Annotated in this window: 11 protein-coding genes; 4 read left to right on the top strand and 7 right to left on the bottom strand. The window is 69.8% G+C overall.

The features are described 5' to 3' along the window. Positions 1-12 precede the first annotated feature (12 nt). Positions 13-2,025, top strand: a complete 2,013-nt coding sequence (locus RPX00_RS14500; protein ID WP_406640050.1) for a DUF6541 family protein — start codon at positions 13-15, stop codon at positions 2,023-2,025. 41 nt (positions 2,026-2,066) lie between these two features. Here RPX00_RS14500 and RPX00_RS14495 read toward each other — a convergent pair whose 3' ends face one another. Beyond that, a complete protein-coding gene (locus RPX00_RS14495; RefSeq protein WP_406640049.1) occupies positions 2,067-2,954 on the bottom strand; it encodes an LLM class flavin-dependent oxidoreductase in 888 nt (295 codons plus the stop codon). Positions 2,955-3,011: 57 nt separating this feature from the next. Between RPX00_RS14495 and RPX00_RS14490 the strand changes: the two genes are divergently transcribed. Next, positions 3,012-3,836 carry an HAD family hydrolase gene (locus RPX00_RS14490; RefSeq protein ID WP_406640048.1) on the top strand — a complete coding sequence of 275 codons (825 nt, stop codon included), beginning with the start codon at positions 3,012-3,014 and terminating at the stop codon, positions 3,834-3,836. A gap of 298 nt (positions 3,837-4,134) precedes the next feature. On the opposite strand, the gene RPX00_RS14485 is transcribed toward RPX00_RS14490, so the two are convergent. After that, positions 4,135-4,866: a lysophospholipid acyltransferase family protein gene (locus RPX00_RS14485; protein ID WP_406640047.1), complete on the bottom strand. Its 732-nt coding sequence runs from the start codon at positions 4,864-4,866 to the stop codon at positions 4,135-4,137. 65 nt (positions 4,867-4,931) lie between these two features. Beyond that, complete coding sequence (locus RPX00_RS14480; protein WP_406640046.1) at positions 4,932-6,449, bottom strand: hypothetical protein; 1,518 nt, start codon at positions 6,447-6,449, stop codon at positions 4,932-4,934. A gap of 221 nt (positions 6,450-6,670) precedes the next feature. On the opposite strand from RPX00_RS14480, the gene RPX00_RS14475 reads away from it, so the two are divergent. Then, positions 6,671-8,542 (top strand): DUF6541 family protein, encoded by a 1,872-nt coding sequence (locus RPX00_RS14475; RefSeq protein WP_406640045.1) that lies wholly within the window; start codon positions 6,671-6,673, stop codon positions 8,540-8,542. Between the two features lie 253 nt (positions 8,543-8,795). Beyond that, positions 8,796-10,334: a tachylectin-related carbohydrate-binding protein gene (locus RPX00_RS14470; protein WP_406640044.1), complete on the top strand. Its 1,539-nt coding sequence runs from the start codon at positions 8,796-8,798 to the stop codon at positions 10,332-10,334. A gap of 62 nt (positions 10,335-10,396) precedes the next feature. Here the strand turns inward: RPX00_RS14470 and RPX00_RS14465 are convergent, their stop codons facing one another. The 4 genes from RPX00_RS14465 to RPX00_RS14450 are packed head-to-tail and all read right to left on the bottom strand — an operon-like array spanning position 10,397 to position 15,124. Beyond that, positions 10,397-11,410 carry a YbhN family protein gene (locus RPX00_RS14465; RefSeq protein ID WP_406640043.1) on the bottom strand — a complete coding sequence of 338 codons (1,014 nt, stop codon included), beginning with the start codon at positions 11,408-11,410 and terminating at the stop codon, positions 10,397-10,399. A 14-nt stretch (positions 11,411-11,424) separates the two neighbouring features. Then, a complete protein-coding gene (locus tag RPX00_RS14460; RefSeq protein ID WP_406640042.1) occupies positions 11,425-12,669 on the bottom strand; it encodes an acyl-CoA reductase in 1,245 nt (414 codons plus the stop codon). Beyond that, positions 12,666-13,718, bottom strand: a complete 1,053-nt coding sequence (locus RPX00_RS14455; RefSeq protein WP_406640041.1) for an acyl-protein synthetase — start codon at positions 13,716-13,718, stop codon at positions 12,666-12,668. Before RPX00_RS14455 ends, RPX00_RS14460 begins: the two co-directional genes overlap by 4 nt. Next, positions 13,715-15,124 carry an AMP-binding protein gene (locus tag RPX00_RS14450; protein ID WP_406640040.1) on the bottom strand — a complete coding sequence of 470 codons (1,410 nt, stop codon included), beginning with the start codon at positions 15,122-15,124 and terminating at the stop codon, positions 13,715-13,717. Before RPX00_RS14450 ends, RPX00_RS14455 begins: the two co-directional genes overlap by 4 nt.

Raw genomic sequence — 15,124 nt, 5'->3', positions numbered from 1 at the left:
CACGTGAGAAGCATGCCTGCACCAGACACCTTCTGGACCTATCTCGGCGCGGTCGCCAGCTACCTGGCCGTGCTGGCAGTCCCGGGCGGCCTCATCGGCCGGGCCGCGGGAGTGCGCGGCTGGGCCCTTGCCGGGCTCGCGCCGCTGCTCAGCTATGCCGTCACCGGCCTGGCTGGGCCCTGGCTGTCGACTGTCGGCCTCCCGTACAACGTCTTCACCGCCGCGGCCTGCACGCTGCTGCTGGCGGGGGTCGCGTACGGGATCCGCCGGCTCTGCCTGATCCGCGGCTGGATCAAACCCGGCGCGGAGGAGCCTCCGGTCGTCTGGAGCACGCGCGCGCAGTGGTCGGTCGCCGCGTGCGTCGTGGTGGCGACGGCGCTGTCGATCGCCGTGGTGCTGTCGGCGCGCGGCGGGACGACGGCGGTCTTCCAGCGCTGGGACACCGTCTTCCACGCGAACGGCATCCGCTACATCGCCGACACCGGCGACGGCTCGCTCATCGGCATGGGCAAGATCAACTGGTACCCGGACGGATCGTTCTATCCGAACGGATATCACCTGGTCGGCGCACTGGTGTACCAGATTTCCGGGACCAGCATCCCGGTCACGCTGAACGCCATCACCATGCCGGTCGCGGGCATCTTCGCGCTGTCGATGGTCGCGCTGGTCCGCCAGATGGGCGGCCGTGCGGTCTTCGCGGGCTGCACGGCTCTCATCGCCGCTGCTGCCACCACGGGCGCGTACGAGTCGGTGTCGAGCGGCCTGCTGCCGTACGCGCTGGGCATCGTGCTCACGCCGCTGACGGTGGTCGCGCTGCAACGCTTCCTCGTACGTCCGGGCGTCGACACCGGCCTGGTGTTCGCGCTGACCGCGGACGGCCTGCTCACCGCGCACTCGAGCGCACTGTTCGGCGGGGTGCTCTTCGCGGCTCCGCTGGTGCTGCAGCGCTGGTACCGGTCGCTTCGCCGGCTTCGCGTGGACGGTGTGCCCGAAGGACGCAGCGGGCTGCGCGTGATCGGCGGCGACATCGTGCGCACAGTGCCGGTGATGGTGTTCGCGGTCGTGTTCGCCGCGCCGCAGATCCTGGGCGCGATCGGCTTCACCTCCGGCGCGTACCCGTATCAGCCGTGGAATTCGGACCTGCCGGTCCTGTCCGCGCTGAACATGCTCGGCACGTTCCAGCAGGTGCTGCACAAACCGCAGCTGTGGCTCACCGTGCTGCTCGTGGTCGGCGTGCTGAGCTTCCGCACGCTCGGCCGGATGCGCTGGCTGATCCTGTCCGCGATCGGGCTGTCCGGGCTGTTCGTGCTGGTCACGTCCTACGGCGCGTCGCCGCTGGTGATCTCGCTGTCGCGGCCGTGGTGGAACGACCGGTTCCGGCTGATGGCGCTCGCCGCGATCCCGCTGTGCCTGCTCGCCGGGCACGGCATGGCCGAACTGCAGCGCTGGATCGCGCGGCTGATCCGCTCGATTTCCTGGGCGAAGGCCCGGCCGCAGATCGTGTCGCGGCTCGGCATCGCGGCGGCGGCGGTCGTCGTGGCCGTGACCGCCGTGCTCACCGGCGGTTTCTACCGCACCGCGAACGCCACCGCGGTGTCGTTCCTGTACTACAACGGGCCGGAGGGCGAGGTCACGCCGCCGGTCAGCCCGGACGAGATCGCGGCCATGGACTTCCTCGGCCGGATGCACATCCCGGCCGACCAGAAGGTGCTGAACGACCGGCTGGACGGCACGGCCTGGATGTACGCGCTGACCGGCGTGCACCCGGTGGCCGGGCACTACGACGGCGGCGGCCCGGTCTCGCCGGACGCGACGTACCTGTCGCTGCACTTCCGCGATTACGACCTGGACGTGCGGGTTCGCGACGCGGTGCGCCGGCTGAACGTGCACCACGTGCTGGTCGGCAGCGGTTCGATCGCCAAGGGCGCGCCGCTCTCGCCGGGGCTTCGCGACCTCAGGGGCAGCGATTTCCTCCGCCTCGTCTACGACAACCCCGGCGCGCAGATCTACACGATCATCAGGTGACCTCTCGTGACCGCGGCCTCCCCGGCCGCGGTCACGAGGGTTCATTCGGCCTTCAAACCCGGCAGCACTTCTTCGACGACCTTCTCCAGCACCGACTCGTGCCCCTCGTACGGCCCGCTCGACCGCGGCCAGTGCGCGATGACGTCGGTAAAGCCCAGCTCACGGGCCCGTTCGGTGGCCTCGCGGAACGCCGCGACGCTGCTGAGCGAGAACACCGGCGCCGCGTCCAGGCTCAGGTGCCGCTGGATGCTTGCCGGTTCGCGCCCGGCCGCTTCGAGCCGCTGGTCGAAGGTGCGGACCAGCTCGCCGATCCCGGTCCACCACTCGTCGAGAGTCGCCCCGCCACGCCCAGTGGTGACCCAGCCCGCCCCGAACCGCGCGGCCAGCGTCATGGTGCGCGGGCCGTTGGCCGCGACCAGGAACGGCAGCCGGGGGCGCTGCACCGTGCCGGGCAGGTTCCGCGCGCCGCGCGCGGAGTAGTACTCGCCGGAGAAGTCGAAGTTGTCGGTCATCAGCAGCCCGTCGAGGGCCTCGACGAACTCGGTGAAGCGGTCGACCCGCTGCCGCGCGGTCAGCTCCGGCGCGGCGAGCACCTGCGCGTCGTACCGCGAACTGTCCACGCCGGCTCCGACGCCCAGCACGAACCGGCCGTCGGACACGTCGTCCAGGGTGATCAGCTCGCGCGCGAACGGCACCGGGTGCCGAGCGACCGGAGAGGCGACGAAGGTGCCCAGCCGGATCGTGGAGGTGACCATGGCGGCCGCGGTCAGGGTGGGCACGGCGGAGAACCACGGGCCGTCGACCAGCGACCGCCAGCCGAGATGGTCGTAGGTCCACGCGTGGTCGAAGCCGTACTCCTCGGCCGCGCGCCATTTCGGCTCGGCCGCCCACCAGCGGTCTTCGGGAAGAATTACGATGCCTGCTCGCACGAGGCCGACCGTAACGTCCAGCACTGACATTCGCTCGAACGGGCGGCGACCGGGAGAATGGGACGGGTGGAGAAACCCCGGTTGATCGCGTCCGATGTCGACGGCACCCTGCTCGGCCCCAGCGAAGAAGTGACGCCGCGCACGGTGTCGGTCGTCCAGCGGGTGCTGGCCGCCGGCGTGCCGTTCGTGCTGTGCACCGGCCGCCCGCCGCGCTGGATCGCGCCGATCGCCCGCCCGCTCGGCCTCACCGGCTACGCGGTGTGCGCCAACGGTGCGGTGCTGCTCGACATCGGCACCGATTCGGTGGTCGCGGTCCACGGCGAACTCGACCCGGTTTTGCTGCACGACCTGGCGTCCACCCTCGACAAGGCACTGCCCGGCTGCCGGCTGGCGGCGGAACGGGTCGGCACCGGATCGGTCGACCACGAACTGCGCAATTTCGTGATCGAGCCGGAGTACCACAACCCGTGGGGCGACGAGGAGACCCGGATCGCGCCGCGCGCCGAGGTCCTCGGGAAAACCGCGATCAAGCTGCTGGTCAGCCGCCGCGGGATGACGTCGGAGGAGATGGCCGAAGCGGTGGGCGCGGTGCTCGACGGCGCGGTGGACGTCACGTACTCGTCCTCCGGCGGGCTGATCGAACTAGCCGCGCACGGCGTGACGAAGGCGACCGGCCTCGCGGACATCGCCGAACGCTTCGACGTGCCCCAATCGTCGGTGATCGCCTTCGGCGACATGCCCAACGACGTCGAGATGCTGCAGTGGGCCGGACACGGCGTCGCGATGGCCAACGGACACCCGAACCTGCTGGCGGTGGCCGACGAGATCACCGCACCGGTCACGGAGGACGGGGTCGCGCAGGTGCTGGAGCGCTGGTTCTAGGCGCTCCGATGAGGCTCTTTCAGCGGGGCTGGGGTGTGGTGCCGAGAGATGGGGCGCAGGGGCGGGCTTGCCCTATTCGTGGCCGAGGTGCTGCGGTGCGAACGCCGTCGCCACGGCCGTCACGCTAACGCCCTACCCGGCACGCGGTGCTCGTGTTGCGCTGGTCCGCGACGCCTCCCCCGGTACATCGGCCCGCCGACTACGCCATCGGCATCCTCACCCCGGTCAAGAACACCGCCGACCAGCCGCCGCTGACGCTCCCGCAACCGGCTGCGGCTGCGGCTGCGGCGCTAGGCGCTCACGAGCGGCGGTCGAGCGCGGCGGCTTCCTCGGGCGTCGGCGCGCTGCCGCCGAGGTGCGCGGGCAGCCACCAGCGTTCAGCGTCGCTCTCCGGGGCCTCCGGGTACTCCGCCTGCGCCTTCTCCAGCAGCTCCGACATCCGGGCGCGCAGGTCCGTCGTCTGCGCCTCGCACGAGTCGTCCGGTCCGGGCCGCATCGGCTCGCCGATCACCACGGAAATCGGCACGTGCCTGCGGGTGAGGTCCCGGGGACGACCCTTCGTCCACAGCCGCTGCGTGCCCCACAGCGCCATCGGGACCACCGGCACACCCGCCTCCGCGGCCATCCGGACCGCGCCGGTCTTGATGTCCTTCACGGTGAAGGACTGGCTGATCGTCGCCTCCGGGAAGACGCCGACGACCTCGCCCGCGCGCAACCGCGCCACCGCCTCGTCGTAGGACGCCTGGCCCGCCGCGCGGTCCACCGGGATGTGGTGCATGCCGCGCATCAGCGGACCGGCGACCGGGTTGGCGAAGATCTCCTGCTTGGCCATGAACCGCACGAGCCGTTTCGCCGGGCGGGCGCCGAGGCCGCAGTAGATGAAGTCCAGGTAGCTGACGTGGGTGCAGGCGATCACCGCGCCGCCGCGGGCGGGGACGTGCTCGGCACCGGTCACCCGGAGACGGTTGTCGAGCAGCCGGAACATCAGCCGCGCGGCGACCAGGACGGGCGGGTACACGAAGTCAGCCATGCGACCCAGGTTACGGGACCGTAGGTTAGCCGCCGCTTAGTCGAGCGGGTCGGCTCCGCCACACTTCAGGGGCAGGACACGTAGTGGAAGTCCGGGGCCCGGTCGAGGTCGTCGACGAGCCGGCTCGCGTCCTCGGCGCGCGGGTAGACCGAGATCCAGAACGGTGTCCCAGTCCGGTGAAAGGTCGCGACGCGGTACCAGGCGGGCAGGTCATCGGCACAATCCTGGCGCTGCCCGTACCCCGAACGACCCGGCACGGCGAGCGTCGACCGTTCCGCGTCCAGCCCGACCACGAGCACCTGCGAACCCGCCCGGCTCGCGAGCAACCCCGGCGCGCCCGCGCTCACGACGGACCCGCGCGGCAGGTAGTGCGCAAGCCAGTCGCCGACCTCGGCCAGCTGCGCGCCCTGCGTGTGCCAAGCCTCCACGCGCGCCAGCACCTCGGGACTGAGCACCGAAACCGCCACCGCGACCCCGGTGAGCGCCGCCGTAGCCGCCGGAACCGCCCGCGAAGCCGCCCTCGGCCTCGGCACCGGCGTGAGGACGCCGCTCCCCGCCACCGCCGCGACCGCCAGCAACGGCGGCACCGGAACGAGCAACCGCCACGAAAGTCCCGGGTCCTCCTCGAAGAACACGACGAATCCGGTGTGGACAACCGCGAGCGCGAGCAACAACCACAACGCCGACCGTGCTTCCGGCGCGCGCCCCCGGGCCGCCACCAGCCCCGCGACCGCCACCGCGGGTACGAGGAAACCCAAGTGCGCCAAGGCGAACCCGCCCAGGTACGGCCAATCCGGCCCGAGCGGCAGCACCACTTCGGGCGTGAAGTGGTCGTAGTACGTCATCCGCCAGGCCGTCCACGGCGCGAGAAACACCAACGCGCCCAGCACAAACCCCACCGGCGCCCACCAGGTATGCCGCCCACGCACCGCAGCGAAAACCAGCCACAACGCGCCAACGACCGCGAGCGCGAGCCCTTCCGGCCGCGTCATCACCGCACTGGCCACGAGCACCCCCGCGACCAACGGCCGCCGCACGACCAACGCGTACGCGACACAAAGCACCAGCAACGCGAACATCGGCAGCTCAGTACCGGAAAGCCCGTACACGGCGAGCCCATTCGCCCCCGCGGTCAGCAAGGCAGCCGCCACCCCAACCGCCCGCCGCGGCTCAACCCCGTCCGGCAACGCGAGTGCCGCGACGCGATTCGCGAGGAAATACGCCACCACCACGCACGCCGACGCCGCCACCCCACTCAACACGACGGCCGACATCGGCACTTCCGCGCCAAATGCCCCGCGCGGCAACGCGATGACCACAAGCCAGAGGAAATTCGCGTACGTCTCGCTTCGGTCGCCAGTGTTGAAAACCGGACCATTGCCGTCGGCGATGTTCTGCGCGTACCGGAAACTGACGTACGCGTCTTCCGTCACCGTCGCGAACAACAACTGATGCAGCAGCGAAAACGCGAGAACGAGAAGAAGAACCCCGACGCGCCACCGCCGATCCTGCCCAATCCGCCGCCAAGCGACGACGACCAGTGCGGCCAGCACCAGCCATCCCCCCACGACCGCGTAAATCACGCGCCCCCAGCCTCCCGCGCCCCTCACCCGTCCGGCCGACCCCTGGCGGACCTGCTCCTCACCAGTTCCAGTCAAGCGCGCGGCCGCGCTCCCCGGACATCAGCCGTTCGGGTGTATGTCAGGGCGAGCCCGGCACTGCCCGTCGCGCCATCCCGCCTGCACGCACGTCAACCGTGCCAGGCATAGTCTGGTACGTGCTTGCCGTTTGCGTTGCTGTCGTCGTGATCGCTGTTCCTGGGCTGCTGACCGGTCTCGCCCTAGGACTGCGCGGGTGGACCCTCGCCGGACTCGCACCTCTGCTGAGCTACGCGATCGGCGGCCTGACCGGCCCCTGGGCGGCGGCCATGGGCCTGCCGTTCAACACCCTCACCTACGCGATCGCGACGGTACTTTTCGCGGGCGTCGCATTCGGTATCCGCCGCCTCACGGTCCGGCGCTGGCCGCACGAACCGGCCCCGAAGCTGTGGGACCTGCGCGGTCATCTCGCGATCGGCGCTTGCCTGGTAATCGCGGTAGTGGCCGGGATGTACGCGATCACGCGCGGACTCGGCACCCTCGACGCCCTGCCGCAGGGTTTCGACGCGGTTTACCACGGCAACGCGGTCCGCTACATCGCCGACACCGGCGACGGCAGCCTGTTCGGCACCGGGACCGTCAACTGGTACGGCGACGCCTTCCCGGTGTTTTACCCGAATGCGTATCACCTGCTTTCCGCCTTGATTTACCAGATCAGCGGAGCGAGCATTCCGGCGACGCTCGACGCGAACATGCTGCTGCTGCCGATTCTGCTCGCGCTCGCGCTGATCGCGCTGGTGCGGGAGTTCCGCGGACGGGCCGCGCTGGCCGGCGCGGTGGCCCTGGTCTCGGTCGCCCCGGTCTTCGGGATTTACGAATCGCTGACCGGCGGGCAGCTGCTGCCGTTCGCGCTCGGCAACGCGCTGACCCCGCTCGCCGCCGTCGCGCTGAACCGCTACCTGAACCGGGTCGCGCTGGACACCGGCTTCCTGATGGTGCTCGCCGCGGTCGGGCTGCTGTGCGTCCATTCGTCCACCTTGTTCGGCGGGATCCTCTTCGCCGGACCGCTGCTCGTCCAGCGGTGGGTCAAGAACTGGCGCGGGATCGGCCGGGACCTCCTCGCCCTGCTGCCGATCGCCGTGGTGTCGGTGCTCGTCGCGTGGCTGCAGCTGTTCGGCGCGCTCGGTCTTGCCACCAGCCAGGTGCCGTACTGGGGCTGGCCGAGCGAATGGCGGGCCACCGACGCGCTCGGCGCCCTGCTCGGTTTCCAGCACAAGCTGGAGGCGCATCCGCAGGTGTGGATGTCGATCGCGCTCCTGCTCGGCATCGTCTTCTTCCGGAAAGCCGGGGCGATGCGGTGGATCGGCCTCTCCGCCGGGGTGACGGGGCTGTTCTACGTCGTCGTGTCCTCCGACGATTCGCGACTCGTGATGGCTCTCTCGCGCCCGTGGTGGGACGACCCCTGGCGGCTCATGACGCTGGCGTCGCTCGCGTTGACCGTGCTCGCCGCGCACGGCCTGGCGGAGACCCAGGCCTGGCTCCGTGATCGGCTGCCGTGGGTGCGCGAGCGGTTCGTCGCGACCGCGGCGCTCTCGGCGGTCGTGTTCCTCGGCTTCGTCGCGGCCAGCAACGGCCTTTACGCCAAGGCCAACGGCGACATCGTGCGTACTGGCTTCCACCAGAACGACGTCGCTTACCAGCGGGTGACCCCGCTCGAGCAGACAGCGATCGAGGAACTGGGCAAACTCGTCAAGCCCGGCCAATGGGTCATGAACGACCGCAGCGACGGCAGCGCGTGGTCCTACGCGCTCACCGGCGTGCGGACCGTGGCCGCCCACTTCGACCCGATGTTCCCGCCGTCCGACGCGGACCTGCTGGCCAAGCATTTCCGCGAATACGAAACGAACCCTGCGGTCCGGGCCGCGGTGCAGCGGTTGAACATCCACTGGCTGATCCTCGGCAGGCCCGAGCCCGGCGCGAAGTACTCGATCGGACTGCAAGGCCTCTCCGACGGAGCACCGTTCCTGAAAGAGGTTTACCGCAATCAGGATTCCGTCATTTACCAGCTGAATCGCTGAGCAAACCCGGTTACCGCTGACCGGAACAGCGGGCAAGGCATCACGAATTCAATTCGTGATGCGCATCACATTCACCTTGGGTAATACCTGACCCCGGCGACCGATAGCCAGGCGGACACAGTGCGCGGAAATCAATGGATTTCCGCGCACTTACGACGTCGAGGGGGCGATCAGTATCGAAAATTGCGCCATTCAGTCTATCGACAACGAGCACGCGGCCGATGAGCGAACTTCGACTGAAGGAAGAACGTCTGTGCCTCGAAAAACCCGCGGAATTCTGATCCTGTCCGTCACCTTGGCCACCGGCGGAATGCTGGCCGCGACCCCGGCGCACGCAGTCTCTGGCGGGACCACCGTTCCCGCCGGCACGTCCGGCTACCTCGCGCGCATCGCCACTCCCACGAAAGCCTGCTCCGCCGCACTGATCGATCCGTCGTGGGTCATCACCTCGGCCAGTTGCCTCACCCCCACCGACACTGGCGCGCCGACGGAAAACGCGACGGTCAGCGTCGGTGCGGTCGACGTCAGCACCGGGGCCGGGTTCACCGCCAAGGCCACCCGCGTGGTCACCCGGACCGACCGCGATGTCGCGGTGGCAAAGCTTGAGAAGCCCGCTGCCGGGATCACGCCCGTGGCACTGGCCACCACCGCGCCGGCGAGCGGCGACACGCTCCAGCTGGCCGGATTCGGCCGTACCGCGACCGAGTGGGTGCCCGCACGACCGTCCATCGCGCCGTTCACCGTCTCTTCGGTGAATGCCACCGAGGTGGCGGTGACGTCAGCCAGCGGTTCCGACACCTGCCTCGGTGACGCGGGTGGCCCGGCGTTGCGCACGGTCGGCGACAAGGTCGAGGTCGTGGCCGTGAACAGCCGCTCCTGGCAGCACGGCTGCCTCGCGGTGACCGAAACGCGCGAAGGCAGCACCGAAGCCCGGGTCGACGACCTCGCCGACTGGGTCCGGCAGAACACCGTCCCGGCCCCGGTGAGCTGCCCGAACGGCGCGGCGGTCTGGGACGCTCGCTCGGACGGCACGTTCTGGCGCTACGTCCACCGCGACCCGGCGAACGGCGGCGCGGGCTGGGTCGAACCCACGAAGGCGCTCGGCACCGGCTGGACCGGCCGTCAGGTCGCCGGCAAGGACGGGGTCATCTGGGACGTGCACCGCAACCTCGGCGCCGGCGACAACTACGCCAGCGGCACGCTCCGGCTCTGGACCTGGAACGCGACCAGCGGCTGGGGCGGCGGCAACCAGGTCGGCGACGGCTGGGCGCGGTACCTCACCCCGGAGTACCAGAACCGCATCACCGTCGACTCGGCCGGCCGCATCCTCATGATCGACGACCAGGGCCAGCTGCGGGTGTACATCTGGGACACCGCCACCAAGTGGTGGGTCAACGGGGTCGGCCAGGTCATCGACACCGGCTGGGGGAAGTTCAACTCCATCACCGCCGCGGGCGACGGCGTCATCTACGCCCGCACCCCGGCCGGGAACCTGTACCGCTTCGTCTACGACTTCGGCTCCGGAAAGTGGACCCAGCGCGACAAGTCGGCCGGCGTCGGCTGGAACTACTTCTCGGAGATGTTCTCGCCCGGCGCTGACATCCTGTACGGCCGCGGTGCCAACGGCCCGAGCCCGTACGACGGCAAGATCGGCCCGGTCCTGATGTGGTACCGGTACTCCCCGAACACCGACTCCTGGTCAGCCAACGGCGCGGGCACTCCCGTCGGATCGGGATGGAACACCGACCTCCACGTGACCGCCGCACCGGACTCGTGCAAGTTCGCCTCGTAATCTGAACCGCTGAAAAAGGGAGGCCGCCCGAACCCGGGCGGCCTCCCCTTGTCAGTAAGAGATCAGGCGGCGTCGACCGGCACCGGCCGTCGGGCGGTCACCTTCGCGGCGAGTGCGGCGAAACCGGCCGTGAGCAGGTCCGCCACCGTGAACATCACTCGCGAGGCGACCGCGAAGGCCGTTGCCTGGCCGACCGTCAGGCCGCTTGCCGTGAGGACCGCGACCTGGGCTACCTCGCGGACGCCGACGCCGCTGGGCAGGATGAACGCGAAGGTGCCGACCGTCATCGCGACGGCCATCGCGCCAACGCACAGGATCAGGCCGTTGAAACCGGGGGCTCCGACCGAGTTCGCCAGCAGCCACAGGTGCACGCCCTGCAGCACCCAGGCGCCCATCGACGCGCCGAAGGTCTTGAACACCACGCTCCAGCCGAGCGGCTCGGCCAGCGGCGGGCGGCGCAGGATCTTCAGGACGAGCGAGGTGCCCCAGGTCAGGATTCGCGGGTGCAGCAGCGCGAGACCCACCGGGATCAGCACGAACAGCCACATCGCCCGCGGGCTGTTGCTGAACACCGCGGGCGCGGCCAGCAGCGACACGACCAGCGCGGACACCACGCCCACGCCCAGCTGGATCAGCGAACCGGTGAAGATCCGGGCCCTCGCCAGGCCCGCCTTGCGGCCTAGCTCCATCTGCAGCAGGTACGCCCACACCGAACCGGGCACGTACTTGCCGAGCGAGCCGACCAGGCAGATCTGTGCGCCGCGGGCGTAGCCGATCGGCTTGCCGAGGTGGTCGACCAGGACCTGCCAGCCCCAGGTGGACACCATGATCGACAGGACCAGCGCCACCAGGCTCAGCGCGGAGGACTGCCACGCGACGTCCTTCAGCGTGCGCCAGAACTCGTCCCAGTTGGACGCCAGGCTCTTCGCCGCGAAGCCGATCACCAGCAGGATGGCGACCCAGCGCACGACGTCGAGCACCCGCGCCTTGGTGGACTTGCGGGCTTTTCCGGTGGTCGGGGCGTCCTCAGTGGACGAGGCGTCGTCCCCCGGCGTCTGCGTACGAACGGTCGTCACTGCCTCTCAGCTCCTCAGGCCTGTACGGTGACCAGTCGGCTGAACTCGGACAGCAGATCGTAGCCGTCCCAGACCCCGGCGAACGTGAGGGCCGACCCGAAGGGCACGACCCGGTCCACCCCGCGTCCGGCGAGCGCCGTCACGAATCCGGTCAGTTCCTCCCGGGTGAACCCGAACTGGCTCACCGTCTGGTCCTTGCGCTGCACGATCGGCACCAGCTCGGCCAGCGACGCCACCGAGGCGTTCGCGAACGTGCCCGCGCCCAGCCATTCGCGCGGCATCACCGTGGCGTCGGCCAGCTCGAGCGTGGCCAGCGCGTTGCCGTCGAAGCGGATCGACGACACGAGCCCGTCGACCGCCGCGCCGTACGCCGACACGCGCTTCTGCACGGCCATCGCCGGCTCGGTGACGTGCTGTTTCGCCGCCAGCACCTCGGCGAGCAGCTCGCGGAACTCCTGTCCGGCGACCTGGGCACCGGATGCGTCGCCGACCCAGAACACCGCGCGCGGCGACGAGCAGGCGGCCTGGTCGAACCAGTACGAGTCGTTGTAGAAGCCCTCGGCGGCGGCCTTGCGCTGCTCCGGTGCGGCCTCCTGCCAGCCGCGCACCGACGCGATCGCGAACGACGAGCGGTCCGGGAACGTGAGGTCGCGGGCGTGCGGGGCCAGCGGGTACTTCCGCAGCGCGGCCACGGACGTGTCGCCGCCCCAGATCACCCGCAGGTCGGCGGCCAACGACAACGCGCCGCTGACCTCGTCGCTGCGGTCGTAGGTGACCATCCGCTGGGTGGCCCGGATCGTGGCCGCGGTCTCCGGCGAGACGTCCTCCATCGCCGCGTTCAGCGCCTCCAGCACGGCCTCCGCCGCACCGGCCGAACGCGACGACACCCGCACCACGTTGCTGTTGCCCGCCAACGCCGACAGCGCCCACGAGTACACGAAAATGGTGTCCACATTGGCCGGCGGCACGTGAAAGACCAGTCCGCGCGGGAACCGCAGCGCATCGCCGCTGGTTTCCAAAGTGGACAGTGACTTCGCGAGTTCTCCCTTGCGCAGGAAGAAACCCAGCGAGGCCAGCTCGGGGAAGCGGCGCGCCAGCGCGGGCGCGAGCAGCTTGCGCGCGAACTTGGTGACGAACTCGACCACCCGCGGATCGCCGACGGTCAACCGGCCGCCGGGCGGTTCCTCGCGCAGCTCGTCCAGCAGCGCGCCGACCGAAACCGAGTCGCCAAGCGGAAAACGCTGTTCCAAAGCACTCACGCGGCGGCTCCCGTAAACGTGTCCGAACACCCGCGGGCCTCGGCCTTCGGCAGCCTGCCCAGCACCGAGAAGTGCTTGCCCGGCCAGTCGCCGTCGTCGATTCCGTTGTAGACGCCCAGATCCTCGGTAAGCAGCACGTGTCCCGGGTACGACTTCGGCAGCGTGCTCACCACCTCGATGACGCCTGGCTTGCCGACCGGCTGCTCTTCCCAGGTCTCCGGATCGCGGATCACGACGTCGGCGAAATCGGGGCAGTACAAGGAGTTCCCGGACGGACCCTCGAGGAACACGGTGCCGATCTGCTCGATCATCCCGTAGTAGTTGTGGATCCGGGTGAGGCCGGTGTCCTCGGCGAACCGGCGGCGGAACTCGCTGTTGTCGACCGCGCGGTCGATCAGCTTCTTCCAGCCGCCGGAGTGGATGAGGATGCCGTTCGACAGGTCCAGCTTGTGCTCGCGGGCGACCTCGTACAGGTACTGCCACACCATGAAGGTGAAGCCGAAGATCAGGAAGGGCTTGTCCCCGTACTCGGCGAGGAACTTCCGCACGGCCTCAACGTCCGGCTTGTCGTTCTCGTCCAGCACGTACGTGTGCTTGCGGCCGAAGTTCGCCATGCCGAGCACGCCCGCGCCGCGCGCGGAGAACGACCGGCGGTTCTTGATGATGCCGATGGTGTCGACCATCAGCATCGGCAGCCGCTCGCCGCCGAGCACCTCCTGCAGGGTGGCGCCGAGCTGTTTCGTCTGCGCGCCCGCCGCCTCCTTGTCCAGGTAGATCCGCGACGCGCCGGCCCCGGTAGTGCCCGAGGACGTGAGGGTTTTGAACACCTCGGCGTCCGGAATGGACTTCAGGTCATGCGTCTTGAACATGCGCACGGGCAGCCACGGCAGGTCGGCGATCGTGGCGAACGACGCGTCCGGCGCGAAACCGAGCGAGGCCAGGATGCGCTCGTACCCGGCGGAGTTCGCCCGGTGGTGCGCGGTCAGCTCCGCCAGCTCAGGAAGCAGCGCCGCCTCTCGCTCCGCCTGCGAGCGCGTGAACACACTCATACCCGTCCTTCCAGCGACCGGTAGTCGATCTTGCCGCTGGCCAGCAACGGCACTGTGTCGATCGGACGCACGTCGAACCCGCTGCTGTGCAGGTGCAGCCGCTCCGCCAGCGCCCGCGCGGCGTCCTTGCAGATCGCCTTCGCGCCGTCGCCCTCGGGCAGCTCGGCGAACAGCACGACCTTGTCGCCCGCGGGCACCGCGGCCACCACGTCGATGCCCACCGCGGCGGTGCGCACGGCCTGCTCCAGGTCGTCGAGGCTGACCCGGTTGCCGAATACCTTGCCGATCCGCTTGAGCCTGCCGGTGATGTACAGGTATCCCTCGTCGTCGAGATACCCGAGATCACCGGTGGCCAGCGTTCCGCCGTATTCGTCGCCCGCGCTCAGCCCGGCTTCGTCCTCGGCATAACCCATCATCACGTTGGGTCCACGGTAAAGGACCTCACCGACAATTTTGGGATGCGTGGTCTCCTCGCCGTCGTCGCGGCGGATGGCGAACGCGCCGCCGGGCAGCGCCGGACCGGCCGAGCCGATCTTGTCCGCGAGCCGCTCGGCGGGCACCGTGGTCATGCGCGGGGACGCCTCGGTCTGGCCGTACATGACGTACATCCGGCCGCCGACCGCGAGCATCTTGTCGTTGAACTCGGCGACCAGTTCGTCCCGCAGTTTCCCACCCGCCTGGGTGAGCGTCCGCAGGGTCGGGTACTTCGCCGGGTCGAATTTCAGCCGGCGCAGCATTTCGTAGTGATAGGGCACGCCGGACAACGACGTCACGCCGTATTCCTTCACCGAATCCCAGAATCCGCGGCCAAGCACGCCGGATGATTCGATAACCACCGTCGCACCTCGCAAAAGGTGCGAATTCAGCACCGAAAGGCCGTAGCTGTAGTGCAGCGGCAGGCAGGTGGGCGCGACCTCGTTCTCGTCGATCGCCAGCACCTGCGCGATGGCGTCGGCGTTGGCCAGCAGGCCCTTCCGGGACAGCCGGACCAGCTTCGGGTTGCCGGTGGATCCGCTGGTCGGAAGCAGAACCGCGAGGTCAGGGTGCGGAACCGCGCCGTCGGCCGACTCGCGCACCCAGTGCCCGTCTTCGGCCCGGTAGCCCTCGGGCGCGTCCGCTTCCGGCGACGCCAGCACGGCGGCCGGGCGGAACCGGGTGATGAGGCCCGCGAGCACGTCCGCGTCGAGCGCCGGGTCGATCAGCGCGATCGCCCGGCCCGCCTCGAACGCGCCGAGATACCGCAGCACGCTGTCGAGGTCCAGTGACATCCGCGCGAACAGCACGCCGGGCGGGAGGTCCGCCAGCGCGGCCGCGGACCGCTTGATCTCCGCCGCCAGCTCGTCGCCCGCCAGCGTGGCGCCGCCGGCCACGTCGACCAGCCGGGCCCCTTCGCCAACCAGATTCAC

This window comes from Amycolatopsis sp. WGS_07, from assembly GCF_045278895.1.
GTDB lineage: Bacteria > Actinomycetota > Actinomycetes > Mycobacteriales > Pseudonocardiaceae > Amycolatopsis.
Note: the sequence above shows the minus strand (reverse complement) of the source record. Positions and strands in the feature narration are given on the sequence as shown.

Bases quoted from the DNA above. Each gene is read 5' to 3' on its own strand.
- RPX00_RS14490 (WP_406640048.1), top strand. From the start codon at position 3,012: ATGGGACGGGTGGAGAAACCCCGGTTGATCGCGTCCGATGTCGACGGC.
- RPX00_RS14500 (WP_406640050.1), top strand. From the start codon at position 13: ATGCCTGCACCAGACACCTTCTGGACCTATCTCGGCGCGGTCGCCAGC.
- RPX00_RS14485 (WP_406640047.1), bottom strand. From the start codon at position 4,866: ATGGCTGACTTCGTGTACCCGCCCGTCCTGGTCGCCGCGCGGCTGATG.
- RPX00_RS14455 (WP_406640041.1), bottom strand. From the start codon at position 13,718: ATGAGTGTGTTCACGCGCTCGCAGGCGGAGCGAGAGGCGGCGCTGCTT.